Source organism: Candidatus Desulfosporosinus nitrosoreducens (assembly GCF_030954495.1).
Classification (GTDB): domain Bacteria; phylum Bacillota; class Desulfitobacteriia; order Desulfitobacteriales; family Desulfitobacteriaceae; genus Desulfosporosinus; species Desulfosporosinus nitrosoreducens.
Window position 1 is genome coordinate 52,375 of the sequence record NZ_JAVHUW010000040.1, and the last position, 14,717, is coordinate 67,091.

General features: G+C 47.9%; 13 protein-coding genes. All 13 read left to right on the forward strand.

The genetic code is table 11. The features are described 5' to 3' along the window. Window positions 1-21: 21 nt before the first annotated feature. The 13 genes from REC12_RS07090 to truB all read left to right on the forward strand — a co-directional run bounded on the left by REC12_RS07090 (window position 22) and on the right by truB (window position 14,711). The gene (locus REC12_RS07090) at window positions 22-1,161 is read left to right on the forward strand and encodes a 1-deoxy-D-xylulose-5-phosphate reductoisomerase (RefSeq protein ID WP_308893178.1); all 1,140 of its coding nucleotides are present in this window, start codon (window positions 22-24) and stop codon (window positions 1,159-1,161) included. Between the two features lie 161 nt (window positions 1,162-1,322). Then, window positions 1,323-2,390, forward strand: coding sequence for an RIP metalloprotease RseP (gene rseP, locus REC12_RS07095; protein ID WP_308893179.1), 1,068 nt, complete (start codon window positions 1,323-1,325; stop codon window positions 2,388-2,390). Between the two features lie 23 nt (window positions 2,391-2,413). Beyond that, window positions 2,414-3,499 carry a flavodoxin-dependent (E)-4-hydroxy-3-methylbut-2-enyl-diphosphate synthase gene (gene ispG, locus REC12_RS07100; protein ID WP_308893223.1) on the forward strand — a complete coding sequence of 362 codons (1,086 nt, stop codon included), beginning with the start codon at window positions 2,414-2,416 and terminating at the stop codon, window positions 3,497-3,499. Window positions 3,500-3,530: 31 nt separating this feature from the next. Next, the gene (locus REC12_RS07105; RefSeq protein WP_308893180.1) at window positions 3,531-5,255 is read left to right on the forward strand and encodes a proline--tRNA ligase; all 1,725 of its coding nucleotides are present in this window, start codon (window positions 3,531-3,533) and stop codon (window positions 5,253-5,255) included. Window positions 5,256-5,476: 221 nt separating this feature from the next. Beyond that, the gene (locus tag REC12_RS07110; protein ID WP_308893181.1) at window positions 5,477-6,895 is read left to right on the forward strand and encodes an MFS transporter; all 1,419 of its coding nucleotides are present in this window, start codon (window positions 5,477-5,479) and stop codon (window positions 6,893-6,895) included. Between the two features lie 249 nt (window positions 6,896-7,144). Further along, complete coding sequence (gene rimP, locus REC12_RS07115; protein ID WP_308893183.1) at window positions 7,145-7,603, forward strand: ribosome maturation factor RimP; 459 nt, start codon at window positions 7,145-7,147, stop codon at window positions 7,601-7,603. 40 nt (window positions 7,604-7,643) lie between these two features. Beyond that, window positions 7,644-9,002 carry a transcription termination factor NusA gene (gene nusA / locus REC12_RS07120; RefSeq protein ID WP_308893185.1) on the forward strand — a complete coding sequence of 453 codons (1,359 nt, stop codon included), beginning with the start codon at window positions 7,644-7,646 and terminating at the stop codon, window positions 9,000-9,002. A gap of 4 nt (window positions 9,003-9,006) precedes the next feature. Beyond that, a complete protein-coding gene (rnpM, locus tag REC12_RS07125) occupies window positions 9,007-9,270 on the forward strand; it encodes an RNase P modulator RnpM (RefSeq protein WP_308893187.1) in 264 nt (87 codons plus the stop codon). Beyond that, complete coding sequence (locus tag REC12_RS07130; protein ID WP_308893188.1) at window positions 9,267-9,563, forward strand: L7Ae/L30e/S12e/Gadd45 family ribosomal protein; 297 nt, start codon at window positions 9,267-9,269, stop codon at window positions 9,561-9,563. Before rnpM ends, REC12_RS07130 begins: the two co-directional genes overlap by 4 nt. A gap of 44 nt (window positions 9,564-9,607) precedes the next feature. After that, window positions 9,608-12,472 carry a translation initiation factor IF-2 gene (gene infB, locus REC12_RS07135; RefSeq protein ID WP_308893190.1) on the forward strand — a complete coding sequence of 955 codons (2,865 nt, stop codon included), beginning with the start codon at window positions 9,608-9,610 and terminating at the stop codon, window positions 12,470-12,472. A gap of 20 nt (window positions 12,473-12,492) precedes the next feature. Further along, complete coding sequence (gene rbfA, locus REC12_RS07140; RefSeq protein ID WP_308893191.1) at window positions 12,493-12,867, forward strand: 30S ribosome-binding factor RbfA; 375 nt, start codon at window positions 12,493-12,495, stop codon at window positions 12,865-12,867. Next, window positions 12,860-13,840, forward strand: coding sequence for a DHH family phosphoesterase (locus REC12_RS07145; protein ID WP_308893193.1), 981 nt, complete (start codon window positions 12,860-12,862; stop codon window positions 13,838-13,840). Before rbfA ends, REC12_RS07145 begins: the two co-directional genes overlap by 8 nt. Then, a complete protein-coding gene (gene truB / locus REC12_RS07150; RefSeq protein ID WP_308893195.1) occupies window positions 13,824-14,711 on the forward strand; it encodes a tRNA pseudouridine(55) synthase TruB in 888 nt (295 codons plus the stop codon). The genes REC12_RS07145 and truB overlap by 17 nt, the downstream gene beginning before the upstream one ends. Window positions 14,712-14,717: the final 6 nt, after the last annotated feature.

Sequence of the window (14,717 nt, forward strand, 5' to 3'; positions counted from 1 at the left end):
ATTGAGAAGAGGATGTTTGAATTGAAAACTCTGACACTTTTAGGCTCAACAGGGTCTGTTGGCCGTCAAACGCTGGATGTCGTCCGCCAGGCCGAAGGGCGCCTTAAAGTACATGCTCTGGTAGCCGACAAAAACGTGAACCTAATGGAGGAACAGGCGCGCCTGATACGTCCGGCCTTGATAGTTATGATGGACGAAGGGGCGGCCCGTGAACTTCGCGGACGGTTAGCCGATTTGCCGCTTCAAGTAGAGCAAGGTATGGAGGGAATAATAAATTCCGTTGTTTCTCAAAAGGTTGATACTGTAGTCACGGCCCTTTCAGGACGAATTGGTTTAGAACCAACTCTTGCTGCCCTGGACGCCGGCAAAGCTATAGCTTTGGCGAACAAAGAAACCCTGGTTGCCGGCGGGGAACTTGTCATGTCTAAAGCCCAAGCTGTGAATTCTCCCATCATTCCGGTAGACAGCGAACATTCGGCAATTTTTCAATGCCTTGAGGATCATCCTGAAACTATTGAGAAGATTATGCTCACAGCTTCAGGAGGACCCTTTTTCGGCTGGACCAAACAAGAGCTGGCAGATGTGACCCTTGAAAAAGCCTTGCGTCACCCTAATTGGAGTATGGGCGCCAAAATCACGATTGATTCCGCCACCATGATGAACAAAGGCCTGGAAGTTATAGAGGCCCATCATTTGTTTGGGATGGATTATGACAACATTGAAGTGCTTATTCATCCTCAAAGTGTGGTGCATTCCCTGGTACAGTATCGTGATGGTTCGGTTCTTGCCCAGTTGGGAAAAACGGATATGCGCTTGCCGATTCAGTATGCTTTAAGTTATCCGACTCGTTGGTCAAACCCCTTTGAGCGTCTCGATCTGCGGGGAAAAACGTTAACGTTTCATGAGCCTGATTTCGAAGGATTCCCCGCGCTGGCTTTGGCTTACCAGGCGGGAAGGCGAGGCGGGACTCTTCCGGCAGTCATGAATGCGGCGAATGAGGCTGTGGTTGCCGCTTTCCTGCAAAAGAAAATAACTTATTTGCAAATTCAGGAAACCGTAGCCCAGGTTTGTTCTGAACATAATGTTTTAGATCATCCGGATTTGGGAAGCATACTCGAAGCAGACACTTGGGCACGCCGCCGGGCTTTAGAACTTATTTGAATATTGGATGCATGAAAGTTCGCGGTTTAGTGTATAAATTATGGTTGTGAATAATAGTTGCCAACAAGCGTTCAATATTTGAAAACCCTGTTAAAAGTTGAATTAGGAAATCCGTATTTCGGACCTCGAATCTCAAGCTTTGAGCAGAAGGAGGGTTAAATGTGGTTACAGTGCTCGCCATTATTTTCGTTTTCGGAAGTATGGTCATGATTCATGAACTTGGACATTATATGATTGCCAAATGGATTGGGGTCAGGGTTATAGAGTTCAGCTTTGGTTTTGGCCCGAAAATTATCGGCTATCAAGGGAAAGAAACTCTTTATGCCTGGCGGCTTATTCCCTTAGGGGGATTTGTCAAGCTCCACGGTATGGACGCAGAGGTCGATGAAAATGGCCGAACGATCCTTGCCCCTTTAGACGACAAAAAAAGCTTTATGAACAAGCCTGTATGGCAGCGCATGGCAGCCATAGCCGCAGGACCGCTGATGAACTTTGTTTTGGCGATCATCTTGTTTGTTGGTGTCTTTGCCTATCTGGGAGTACCTTCCCAGAGCAACAGCAACGCAATCGGCTCTCTGGTCAGCGGCAAACCTGCGGCAGCAGCGGGAATACAGCCCGGAGATAAAATCCTGGCCGTAAATCAAGAACAGACGTCGGATTGGAACCGCCTGACAGAAATTATTCATGCCAGACCGAATCAACTGCTCAGCCTTACGGTTGAGAGGGCTAACGGCAAGCAGCAAGTCGTACCTGTTAAAACCGAGAAGGATGCCCAAACAGGCTACGGTATGATAGGAATTGCCCCGGAAGTCATCTATCTGCACGCCTCGATTCTTCAGTCCGCCCAGTTTGGCTTAGAACGAACAGTGGACTTTACGAAATTTATTGTCGTAACATTGGTTCAGATGATAACGGGCAAAATTCCTGCTGAAGTGGGTGGTCCTGTGATGATTGCTCAGACGATCAGTGAGGGTGCTCACGAAGGTTTGTCCAATCTGCTGGGTTTAACAGGGGTTTTAAGTATTCAATTAGGGCTCATTAACTTGTTTCCTATACCGGCCTTGGACGGCAGCAGACTGGTTTTCTTATTAATTGAGGGATTACGGGGAAAACCATTAAATCCGGAAAAGGAAAATATGATTCATCTGGTCGGTTTTGTTTTACTCATGGCTTTAATGATTGCCGTCACTTACAAAGATGTCCTCCGCCTGTTTGTTAAAGCGGGCTGAGGTGGCTTGCAGGAGGTTGTATGTTGCAAAGAAAGAAGACAAAGCCTGTTCATGTGGGGTCAGTCGTCATTGGAGGAGGAGCTCCTGTCGTTGTGCAGTCAATGACCAATACGGATACCCGCGATGTGGAGCAGACTCTGGTCCAGATCAACGATTTAGCGTCAGCCGGCTGTGAAGTTGTGCGTCTGGCAGTTTTGGATATGGATGCGGCTGATGCCTTAAAGGCAATTGCGGCTTCCAGCCCCCTTCCGGTTATTGCGGATATTCATTTTGATTATCGTCTCGCCCTTCGCGCCGTGGAACAAGGGATTCATGGCCTGCGCCTGAATCCCGGGAACATTGGAGCCCGCTGGAAGGTCCAAGAGGTCGTGAAGGCGGTGAAAGAACGACAGATTCCCATCCGCATTGGGGTCAATGCGGGATCGCTGGAGAAGGAATTTTTGGCTAAATACGGAGGACCAACGGCCGCCGGAATGGTTGAGAGCGCTTTGGGGCATATTCGCCTGTTAGAAGACGAGGGGTACGACAAAATTAAGGTTTCCTTAAAAGCGTCTGCCGTGCCCCTAATGGTGCAAGCCTATCGGCAGATGTCGGAGTGCGTCGATTATCCCTTACATTTAGGTGTCACTGAAGCGGGAACGCTTCGCTCAGGTGTTGTCAGGTCGGCAGTCGGGATCGGCGCTTTACTTTCCGAAGGAATCGGAGATACGATCCGGGTATCTTTAACAGGTAATCCAGTCCATGAGATTCCCGTCGCCTTAGAGATCCTGCGTGTTCTGGGCCTAAGGGAGCGAAGTGTTGATCTGATTAGTTGCCCGACCTGTGGGCGCACTCAGGTTGACTTGGCTGCCTTGGCAGAAAAAGTGGATCAACGGCTTTCTCAACTTCCTCCCTTGGACAAACCCTTAAAAGTTGCCGTTATGGGCTGTGCGGTGAATGGTCCGGGAGAAGCCCGGGAGGCCGATTTCGGAATTGCCGGCGGCAAAGGAATGGGGCTTCTATTTCGCAAAGGAGAGATTGTCGCCAATCTGAGTGAAGAAGAGTTGCTGCCGGCTCTACTCCAAGAAATCGAGAACTATGTTCTGACACACAAGAAACCAGGAGATTAACTTTTGTTACATAAAGAAAGGAATGGGCAGAATGCGCGTTAGTCAACTATTAAATCCGACCTTACGTGAGGTTCCCGCTGAAGCCGAGATAATAAGTCATCAGCTCATGCTTCGCGCCGGTTTGATTCGAAAGTCCGCCGCGGGAATATACACTTATTTACCCTTGGGCTTGAGAGTTCTGAAAAAGATTGAGACAATTGTTCGCGAAGAAATGGACATTAAAGGCGGACAAGAAGTTCTTATGCCGATCGTACAGCCTGCGGAATTATGGCAGGAAAGCGGACGCTGGGATGTTTACGGTGAAGAGATGTTTCGCTTAAAGGATCGCCATCAGAGAGAGTTCTGCCTGGGGCCGACCCATGAAGAAATTATTACCGATCTTGTCAGAGGTGAAGTCCGTTCTTACAAGCAACTTCCGCTTCTGCTCTATCAGATCCAAAATAAATATCGTGATGAGCGGCGGCCGCGCTTTGGTCTGATGCGCGGCAGGGAATTCATCATGAAGGATCTGTATTCCTTCGACCGGGATGAAGCGGGGCTGGATATCAGCTACAAAAAGATGTACGATGCCTATTGCCGGATCTTTTCACGCTGCGGCTTGGCCTATCGTCCTGTTGAAGCGGATGCGGGAGCGATTGGCGGCACCGGCGGCACCCATGAATTCATGGTTTTGGCAGATTCCGGCGAAAACTCTGTTGTTTATTGCCCTAGTTGTCACTATGCGGCTAATGTAGAAAAAGCGGAGTGCCAACCCCAAGTTATCGAGAGCGCGGATGCAGAGGTTCCGCGTCAGTTAGTTCATACACCCGGTGTAAAAACCATTGAGGAAGCGGCGGCTTTCCTGAAAGTGCCCAAGACTCAGTTGGTGAAATCACTGCTTTACCAAGGGGATGATAAGGTTTTCTTAGTCCTTGTTCGGGGAGACAGGGAGTTAAATGAGATCAAGTTAAATAACGCTCTGGGTGGATTTGTTTCTCTGCAGCTTGCGTCACCCGAAGTGGTTCAGCAGTTGTTAAGCTGTGGACCGGGTTCCGTCGGTCCGGTTGAGGCACCCGAGACGTTAATGGTCGTTGCCGATCAGGAAGTTGCTCTCATGGAAAATGCCGTGTGCGGTGCCAACAAAGAAAATTACCACCTTGTAGGGATCATGCCCAAAAAGGAGTTCCGCATCGACCATGTTTATGATTTAAGGACGATCATTCCAGGGGAAGCCTGTTCCAATTGCGGCACCCCCCTTAAAGAAGCCCGCGGGATTGAAGTGGGTCAAGTCTTTAAACTGGGGACCAAGTACAGTAAAGCCCTTGGAGCAACCTTTTTAGACGAAAACGGAATAGAAAAGCCCTGCGTCATGGGGTGCTACGGGGTTGGTGTCAGCCGCACAATGGCAGCGGCCATCGAGCAAAACTATGATGACCTGGGAATCACTTGGCCTATTCCGATTGCCCCATATCATTGCATTCTTGTTCCAATCAGTACAAAAGATGCCCAAGTCGTTGAAACTGCGGAAAGATTGTATCAAGAACTTCAGAACCTTGGAGTTGAAGTAATTCTGGATGACAGGGATGAACGCGCCGGTGTAAAATTCAAAGACGCCGATTTGGTGGGATATCCCTTGCGTATTACCATTGGGAGCAAGACTCTCGCTAATGGGCAAGTAGAGCTCAAAGAACGTAAAGGCGGGGAAACAAAGCTGGTACCTGTCGAAGAGGCTGCCGCTCGGGTTAAAGAGATTATAAAGAAAGCTTTATCATTTTAACTTAACCTCAACCTTGTGTTTAACAGTGCAGGTTAAATTTCTTAAATCTCTCTGTAGAAGCTATTGGAATAAAGCACAGGAGATAGGGCGGGCTTGCTGCCATGACAAATATAGTTGAGAGGTGGCCCTTTTGGTCATCTCTTAACTATTTTATACTATGAGAGGTTCGAGCCCCATTTGAGCGGCAATTTTTTGGGGGTAAGTAAGGAGAACATGGAAGAATGGATACAACAAAAGCAAAATCCGGTAAATCTAGTTTTAGTTTAGTGATTTTTGTACTTTCCCTTACAACGCTTATGTCATCAATTGATACAAATATTGTAAATATTGGCTTACCCACCATATCTAAAGCCTTCAATGCCGGTTTTGCCAGTTTGCAATGGATTGCCCTCAGCTATCTTCTGGCGGTCACTTCGCTAATTGTTGGGATAGGACGAATAGGGGATATTTTTGGGAAAAAATCGATTTTCGCCTGGGGAATAATAATTTTCACGGCGGCTTCTTTGTTGTGCGGTGTATCGACATCTATTTACGAGCTTATTATCTTTCGCGCTCTTCAGGGGATTGGAGGCTCAATTTTGATGGCCTTGTCTTTCGCCATTGCGGGGGATTTAATTCCCCGGGAGAAACTTATCCAGAGCATGGCAGTTCTCACATCGATGCTTCCGATAGGTTTTGCCCTGGGACCATCTGTTGGAGGAATATTGATAAGTCTCTTTAGCTGGAGAGCTGTCTTTTATTTTAATATTCCCATTGGACTTGTTGCGTTGCTTTTGGTCAGAAAGTTTCCGGAAATAGCCGTTTCGGAAAAAGTTCAAAAGGTCGATATTGGGGGAATGATGATTTTAATTGCCACCCTTATTTGTTATGTTCTTAGCGTTACTTTAGCCGAAGATCAAGGATTCAGTCCACACGTCACGCTGCTTGCCCTTCTGACGATTTTAGGAATAGCGGCATTTGTTTTTTTAGAAAAAAGGCTGGCTTTTCCCCTGATCAACCCGAATATGTTTAAAAACATCGTGTTTAGTTCGAGTCTTATCATAAGTGTATTGATTTACACGGTTATGACGGGAGCAGTAATCATTCTGCCGTTCTATCTTCAGCAGGCCGAGGGCTTTACGACAGCGACGGCAGGACTGTTAATGACGACCGGACCGGTCGGGTGCGCTATTTTTACGCCTCTTGCCGGGAAAGTAGCTAAACGCTTTGGCAATCCTTGGGTCATGATTTTAGGAATACTGGCTCTGGGAATCGGAGCGTTTATGATGTCCAGCCTGAGCTTATTCTCAAGCGCAGTGCGCTTTGCCGTACTTTACTTTTTGTTTAACGGAAGTCTTGCCTTCTTCCAAACCCCGAATAATGCTGCTATCATTTCCTTAGCTAAGCCTGAACAGCGCGGTTTAGCATCAGGTCTGCTTAATCTTTCGCGCACGATTGGACAAACGACCGGAGCCGCGGTTATTGGCGCCATATTTTATTACTTTACCGGTTCGAAATCAATTGCTAAAGTATACCCTGGGAATATTGCAATTGGGATACATAATACGTTCCTGGTTGCTGCGCTGATTATGGCTTGTGGATTCCTTGTTGCCTTGCTGACTCTTCGTCCTAAGAAGGAGACGGCGCCATTCACGAATTAAAGAAGTTTCTACGGTTGCAGATGTTCTGGGGATATGCTATATTAATATAAGGAAATTTGTAGTGATTGCTGGAAAGGAGTGGGTACTAGCCCGCTCCTTCGTTTGTTCAAATCTTGGCTAAGTATAACTCGCGAACATCTTCGTTAGAATATACGGAGAAGATTTTTTATACGCTAACCCGTGCGCAGACAGTGTCTCTGCACGTCGGTTAAGTTTTCTTTATTTCTCGAATGAAAAGGGGCGAATGTCATGAGTAATGCATTAGAACAACAAATTAGTTCGCTGGTTGAGCCTTACGTTAAAGAAAAAGGGCTTGAATTAGTGGATGTTGAGTACATAAAGGAAGGTGCCCATTGGTATTTACGCCTCTTTATTGATAAAGAAGGAGGGGTGGATATGGATGATTGTGCCGAGGTGAGCCATGCTGTAAGTAACATGCTCGATGAAAAAAACCCTATTCCCCAGGCCTACATGTTGGAAGTATCGTCTCCAGGCCTGGAGCGCCCCCTAAAGAAAGACGAGGATTTCGTTCGTTTTCAGGGAAAGTTGGTCACGGTTCACACAACGTCCCTGTTTCAAGGATATAATGAATTTACCGGAAGTCTTGTGGGTTTGGTAAATGATGAGATTGTCTTAGAACATGAGGAAAATCGGGTTTCAATTCCGCGTGCCTTGGCGAAGAAAGCTCACCTAGCGTTAGATCTTTAGAGGTTGTTAGGGACAATAGAATAAGGAGGAACATGGAAAAATGAATATGGACTTCATCGAGGCTCTTCACGAATTGGAAAAAGGACGGGGAATCTCCGCGGAAATTTTATTCGAAGCAATTGAAGCAGCCCTTATTTCCGCCTACAAAAAGAATTTCGGCTCACTGCAAAACGTTCGGGTTCTGATTGATCGCTTGACCGGAGAATTTAAAGTGTTTGCTCGGAAAACGATTGTAGAAAACGTAGAAGATGCTCGAACTCAAGTTAGTTTGGAAGATGCTTTGAAGCTTAATCCGAACTATCAGCTTGAGGATATTGTCGAATATGAAGTAACTCCTCGGGACTTTGGCAGGATTGCCGCACAAACTGCCAAGCAGGTTGTTGTACAGCGTATAAGAGAAGCCGAACGAGGAATGATTTATGATGAATATGTCAATCGTGAAGGGGATATTGTTACGGGGGTTGTTCAACGCTACGAACAGAAGAATGTCATTGTCGATTTAGGTAAAGTTGAGGCAGTGCTTCCTGCTCAAGAACAAATTCCCGGTGAAGTCTATCAATCCTTTGAGCGGATAAAAACATATGTTGTAGAAGTTAAAAAAACCACCAAGGGACCTCAAATTATGTTGTCTCGGACCCATCCGGGTTTGATTAAGCGCCTCTTCGAACTTGAAGTACCTGAAATTCACGATGGAGTTGTGGAAATTAAAGGGGTTTCCCGGGAGGCGGGCGCCCGTTCCAAGATTGCCGTCTACTCCCGTGATCACAATGTAGATCCTGTAGGAGCTTGTGTCGGGCCCAAAGGAGCAAGAGTTCAAACTATCGTTACGGAGTTAAAAGGGGAAAAAATCGATATTGTAAATTATTCGACAGACCCTCATGAGTTTGTGGCTAATGCGCTTTCTCCCGCCAAAGTAGTGGGGGTTTATCCGAAAACGAATGAAAAGATCGCGGTTGTTGTCGTTCCCGACTATCAGCTATCCCTGGCAATTGGCAAGGAAGGGCAGAATGCTCGTTTGGCCGCTAAACTCACGGGCTGGAAGATTGATATTAAAAGCGAATCTCAAGCAGTGGCTTTAAATCTGGTTGCGGAAGGCTCGGAAGAAGGATACGAAAATTTTGAGGATTTCGATGAATACGAAGAGTATTCAGACTATGATGAGTTTAGTGACACTGATAATTATCAGGAATATGATGAACAGGAATATGTTGAGGATGGTCAAAAGCCAGGTAATTACAGTAGTAACGACAGCCAGTTTTCTGATTTGAATGAGTATGATGAGGAAATGATGGAGCAGCTGCCTGATGAAGAAATGGATGCTATTTCAGATTGGGCGACCAGTGATAATGTGAACGAAAAAGAGAAGCCAAAGGAGAAGAAAAAGAAAGGGAAAGGGTGAGGATATGAAAGCACGGAAGATTCCTATGCGCATGTGTTTGGGGTGTCAACAAATGAAACCTAAGAAAGAGCTTTTGCGAATCGTAAGAACTCCGGAGGGCACTGTTGAACTCGATCCAACCGGTAAGAGGAATGGACGTGGGGCATACATTTGCTCTGATCTCACCTGTTTTCGGACGGCGGTGAAAGAACGCCGATTCAGGAAAGCTTTCGAAGTGGATGTCGATCCTAAGGTGTTTACAGATTTAGAAGGGAAGATTTCTCCGTGAATTCTCGAATCCAGTCTTTAATCGGACTCGCGCGGCGGGCAGGAAAAGTTGCCTCTGGGGAAGCTCAAGTTGAGGCGCTGCTAAAGAAAAGGTTGGGTTATTTACTTATCTTGGCTGAAGATGCTCCCGGAGCGCAAAAAAAGTATGATCATTGGGCCAAGGATTTAAAGCTACAAGTGGTTGTTACAGGAACTAAGGAAGAGTTAGGACATTGTATAGGACTTTCGCCGCGTTCAGCAGTTCTTATCTTGGATCAAGGGTTTGCAAAAGCTATTTTACTAGCGAGGAGCTGATGCTTGGAGCGTAATGGGGGAGCCGAATATGTGGGGGTGGTTAAATGAGTATTCGTGTTCATGAATTGGCAAAAGAATTAAATTTTAGCAGCAAAGAAGTGATTACAAGACTCTTAGCTATGGGAACGGATGTTAAAAATCATTTGAGTACGGTCGATCAAAAAGATGCAGATCGTTTAAGGGATCAACTGAAAGGAAAGGAGATAAATTTGGATCATTCTGAACGTAAAAATCCTGAAGAAATAAAGCCAAATACCTCTGGAGATGGTCAAGAAGGACGGACTCCGGAAGCTCGTCAGGGAATAGAAGGACGTCCCCAAGGCCCTCGTTTAAGTACAGGAGGACGGCCCCCAGCTCCACGCCCGGTTTCTCAAGGCCAGCCCCAAGGTCCACGCTCTGGTGTGCAGGGACAATCTCAGACTCCGAGACCGGCTTCTCAAGGCCAACCCCAAGGCTCACGCCCTATGTCACAGGGACAATCTCAAGGCCCGCGCCCAGGCGCTCAAGGGCAACGTCCAGGATACCCGGGTCAGGGGCAGCCACAAGGCCCACGACCCGGATACCAAGGGCAGCCCCAAGGCTCACGCCCTGGCTATCAGGGGCAACAGCAAGGCCCGCGCCCGGGTTACCAGGGGCAGCCCCAAGGTCCGCGCCCTGGCTACCAAGGTCAACCGCAAGGCCCGCGTCCTGGTTATCAGGGACAATCTCAAGGTCCGCGCCCTGGCTATCAGGGCCAGTCCCAAGGCCCACGCCCCGGCTATCAAGGCCAGCCGCAAGGCCCGCGTCCCGGTTATCAGGGACAATCTCAAGGCCCACGCCCCGGCTATCAAGGCCAGCCGCAAGGCCCGCGTCCCGGTTACCAAGGTCAATCTCAAGGCCCACGCCCTGGCTACCAGGGTCAGCCCCAAGGCTCACGCCCTGGCTACCAAGGCCAGTCGCAGGGTCCCCGTTCCAATATGGCGCCACGAGCCGGCGCGAGTGCTCCACCAACGCCAGCTATTGCCGAGCAAGTAAAACGACAAACTCCCGCCAGCAAGAAAGCTCAAGATAAAGCCTATGAACGAAAGCGTGAAATGGAAAAAGAACGGGAAAATGTCATACGTTCCTCGCATAAACGTTTTCAGAAGCCGCCTAAAAAAGAGGTTAAGGATACAACTCCCAAACACATTGTGATTCAAGAGTCAATTTCCGTTCAAGATCTGGCAGCTAAAATGAGCCGTAAAGCGGGAGAACTTATCAAACATCTTATGAATTTGGGAGTCATGGCTACCATCAATCAAGAGCTCGATTCAGAAACAGCGACCATTTTGGCGAACGAAATGGGAGTTAGCGTTGAGGTTAAGGCCGAAAAGTCGCTGGCGGTCATTCAAGAGATTGAAGATGATCCGCAGGATCTCTCTTTCCGACCCCCTGTGGTCACGGTAATGGGTCATGTTGACCATGGGAAAACGTCATTATTGGATGCTATTCGCACAACGAATGTTACGAGCTCTGAAGCAGGGGGAATTACTCAGCATATCGGGGCTTATCAGGTAGAGATTAAGGGTCAGAAGATAACCTTTTTGGATACGCCTGGTCACGAAGCATTCACAGCCATGCGTGCCCGGGGAGCTCAAGTCACAGATATCGCTGTCTTAGTTGTTGCGGCCGATGACGGAGTTATGCCTCAAACCGTTGAAGCGATTAATCATGCGAAAGCGGCCGAGGTTCCGATTATTGTGGCTATTAACAAAATTGACAAGGAAAATGCCACGCCGGAAAAAGTAAAGCAAGAATTGACAGAATATGGTTTGGTCGTTGAAGAATGGGGCGGAGATACGATTGCCGTTCCCGTGTCTGCAAAATCGAAAGTGAATATAGAACAGCTCCTGGAGATGATTCTCCTTGTAGCGGAGGTTCGGGATCTTAAGGCTAATCCTAACCGTCCTGCAGCGGGAACGGTTATCGAAGCCGAATTGGACAAAGGAAAAGGACCTATTGCCACAGTGCTTGTTTCCAAGGGAACGCTCAATGTTGGGGATGTTGCCGTAGCGGGCTGTGCTTTTGGCCGGATTCGGGCTATGGTGGATGACAAAGGACGGCGTGTTAAAAAAGCCGGTCCCGCTATGCCCGTTGAAATCCAGGGGTTGTCGGAAGTACCTGAGGCCGGAGAGCCATTTTCTGTCGTCTCGGATGAGAAATTAGCCCGTCAAATTACTTCTGCACGGACTGCGGTGCGCAAAGTGGAAGAATCAAAGCGTACCGTTGGCAAGGTGAGTTTGGAAGACCTTTTTGACAAGATCAAAGAGGGAGAAATCAAAGAGCTGAATATTATTATTAAGGCAGATGTTCAGGGGTCGGTGGAAGCACTGCGGCAATCCTTACTGCGGCTCTCCACAGATGAGGTGCGTGTGAATCCGATTCACGGTGGCGTCGGTGCGATCAATGAAAATGACATCATGCTGGCCTCCGCCTCAAACGCTATCATTATTGGCTTTAATGTCCGCGCCGATTCCAACATGAAGGCAACAGCCGACCTTGAGGGCGTTGACTTGCGGTTTTATCGCGTTATCTATGATGCCATCGAGGATGTAAAAGCGGCCATGACGGGCCTTTTAGATCCAACCTTCAAAGAAGTCGTTCTCGGTAAAGCGGAAGTCCGTCAAGTCTTTAAAGTTCCTAAAGCGGGTACGGTGGGCGGATGTATGGTTACGGAAGGGAAAATCCCCCGTTCGGCGAAAGTTCGCGTCATTAGAGATGGCATCGTGATTCATGAAGGTGAAATGGAATCTCTGCGGCGCTTTAAAGATGACGTTAAAGAAGTCCTTGAGGGTTTCGAATGTGGAATTGGTATCGAGAAATACAATGACCTCAAAGAGGGAGACATTATTGAAGCCTTTGCCTTGGAAGAGGTACAACGAACATTATAGTAATCCCAGGAGGGATACCTATGTCAAAACATCGCCCTAACCGCTTGGCGGAAACGCTTAAAGAAGAAATTTCCCAACTGATTTTGGTAGAGCTGAAAGATCCTCGCATTGGTTTTGTGACCGTGACAAGTGTGGATGTAGCCAACGATTTAGCCCATGCCAAAGTTTATGTTAGTGTTATGGGCAGTGAAGAGGATGCCAAAGCATCTTTGGATACCCTTAACAGAGCAGCAGGTTTTATCAGAAGCGAAATCGGAAAGCGCATACGTTTGCGGCATACGCCTGCCATTGTTTTTGTCAACGATCCTTCTATTCAACATGGCGCCCATATAGCAAAGCTGCTGCGTGATGTTGGTGCCTCAGATGATTTGGACAAGGATGAATCACATGAATGAACATTCGTTAACGGCTGAAATTATAGCGATCCTGAGAAAAGCGCCATCGGTGGCGCTTTTCTCCCATGTCTCACCGGATGGTGATTGCCTGGGGTCGATGCTGGCAATTGGACTGGCGTTGGAATCCCTGGGAAAGACGGTTACTTTTTTTAACCCTGATCCTGTACCGGCAGGGTTGACATTTTTGCCGGGGGCTGAACGGGTCCAACAAGTTTTACCCCAGCCTAAACCTCAAACGTTAGTTTTTGTTGATTGTACGGATTTGCGGCGTGTATCCCTAACGCCTGATTATTTGCGAGATAGTATTGTTGTCAATATAGACCATCATATTTCCAATCAACGGTTTGGCCACTTTAATTGGGTGGATGATCAGGCAAGTGCTTGTGCGGAAATAGTTCTGAGTCTCATCAACCAGTTGGGGGTTACAATCAACCGTGATATAGCTACAAACCTTTATACTGCTATTGTGACAGATTCAGGGTGTTTCCAGTACAGCAATACGACGGCAAACACCCATCGCCTGACGGCGGAGCTGATTGAGGTGGGGCTTAATTTAGCACTCATTCATCACAATATCTTTGATCAGAAACCGCTTGCCCAGGTTAAGCTGCTGCAGGCAGCTTTGAACACTTTGGAACTTCGTGCCGGGGGGCGGTTGGCAGTCATGAGTTTAACGCTGGAGGATTTCCAGAAAAGTGGCGCCCAACAGGAACTGAGTGAGGGCTTAGTCAATCACGCCCGGAGCATCCAAGGAGTTGAAGTGGCTGTTCTGCTCAAAGAAGTGGGGCCTCAAGAAATAAAAATTGGTCTTCGTTCCAACCTATGGCTGAACGTCAACGAGATTGCTGCTCAGTTCGGTGGTGGCGGGCATAAGCGTGCCGCAGGATGCACCCTGAATGTTTCCTTGGCCGAGGCCAAACAAGGCGTCTGCCAAGCGATTGAGGAGGGGTTGGAGATTGGACGGGATCATTAACGTTCTTAAGCCGCCGGGAATGACCTCTTCGGATGTTGTCCTTTGGATGCGTAAAATTCTTAAAACGAAAAAGATCGGCCACACCGGCACGCTGGACCCCGGAGTCGTTGGAGTATTGCCTCTTTGTGTGGGAAGAGGGACCCGTTTGGCCGAATATATTACTGAGCAGGGCAAGGCCTATCTTGCCGAAGTGACCTTTGGAATTGTGACCGATACTCAGGATTCCTTTGGTGAAACGATCCGGAAAAAACGCCCTACTATAGCCAAAGCGGACGTAGAGCAGGCCTTAATGAAGTTTGCAGGCAGAGTGTCCCAAATCCCTCCGATGTTCTCGGCAGTACGCCAAGACGGCAGGCATTTATATGAATATGCCCGTCAAGGAATTGCCGTTGAGCGGGCGTCGCGGGAAATATCTATTTACAAGATTGAACTCAGACAATGGTATGGAGAAGAGTTTCCCAGGGCACTTTTATATATCGAATGTTCCAAAGGAACTTATATTCGAACCTTAAGCCATGACCTGGGGCAAGTTTTAGGTTGCGGCGCTTTCATGTCTTATTTGTTGCGTGTTCGTTCCGGTCCCTTTGAGATTCAGGACAGTTGGACACTCGAAGAGATGGAGGAAGCGGTCCTGAGGTCAACGTACCCTTTCCTTTTGCCGCTGACAGCTGGAATTGATCTTCCCAGGGCCTATTTATCCGCTGCTCGGGCCCAGGCTTTTCGACATGGGCTATCTACCAGGAGGGAATTGGTCCAAACCTCGGAACAGGCTTCCGCCGCCCCATACGTTCAGGTGCTTGAAGGGGAAGAGCTGATCGGAATTGGGGCTTGGCGGGAGGATTCTCTCTATCCGCATAAGGTTATAGGATAATTTAGG

Excerpts from the sequence above, each read along its gene's own strand:
- infB (WP_308893190.1), top strand. The coding sequence starts at position 9,608 with ATGAGTATTCGTGTTCATGAATTGGCAAAAGAATTAAATTTTAGCAGC.
- nusA (WP_308893185.1), top strand. The coding sequence starts at position 7,644 with ATGAATATGGACTTCATCGAGGCTCTTCACGAATTGGAAAAAGGACGG.
- REC12_RS07145 (WP_308893193.1), top strand. The coding sequence starts at position 12,860 with ATGAATGAACATTCGTTAACGGCTGAAATTATAGCGATCCTGAGAAAA.
- rbfA (WP_308893191.1), top strand. The coding sequence starts at position 12,493 with ATGTCAAAACATCGCCCTAACCGCTTGGCGGAAACGCTTAAAGAAGAA.
- REC12_RS07105 (WP_308893180.1), top strand. The coding sequence starts at position 3,531 with ATGCGCGTTAGTCAACTATTAAATCCGACCTTACGTGAGGTTCCCGCT.
- REC12_RS07110 (WP_308893181.1), top strand. The coding sequence starts at position 5,477 with ATGGATACAACAAAAGCAAAATCCGGTAAATCTAGTTTTAGTTTAGTG.
- rimP (WP_308893183.1), top strand. The coding sequence starts at position 7,145 with ATGAGTAATGCATTAGAACAACAAATTAGTTCGCTGGTTGAGCCTTAC.
- rnpM (WP_308893187.1), top strand. The coding sequence starts at position 9,007 with ATGAAAGCACGGAAGATTCCTATGCGCATGTGTTTGGGGTGTCAACAA.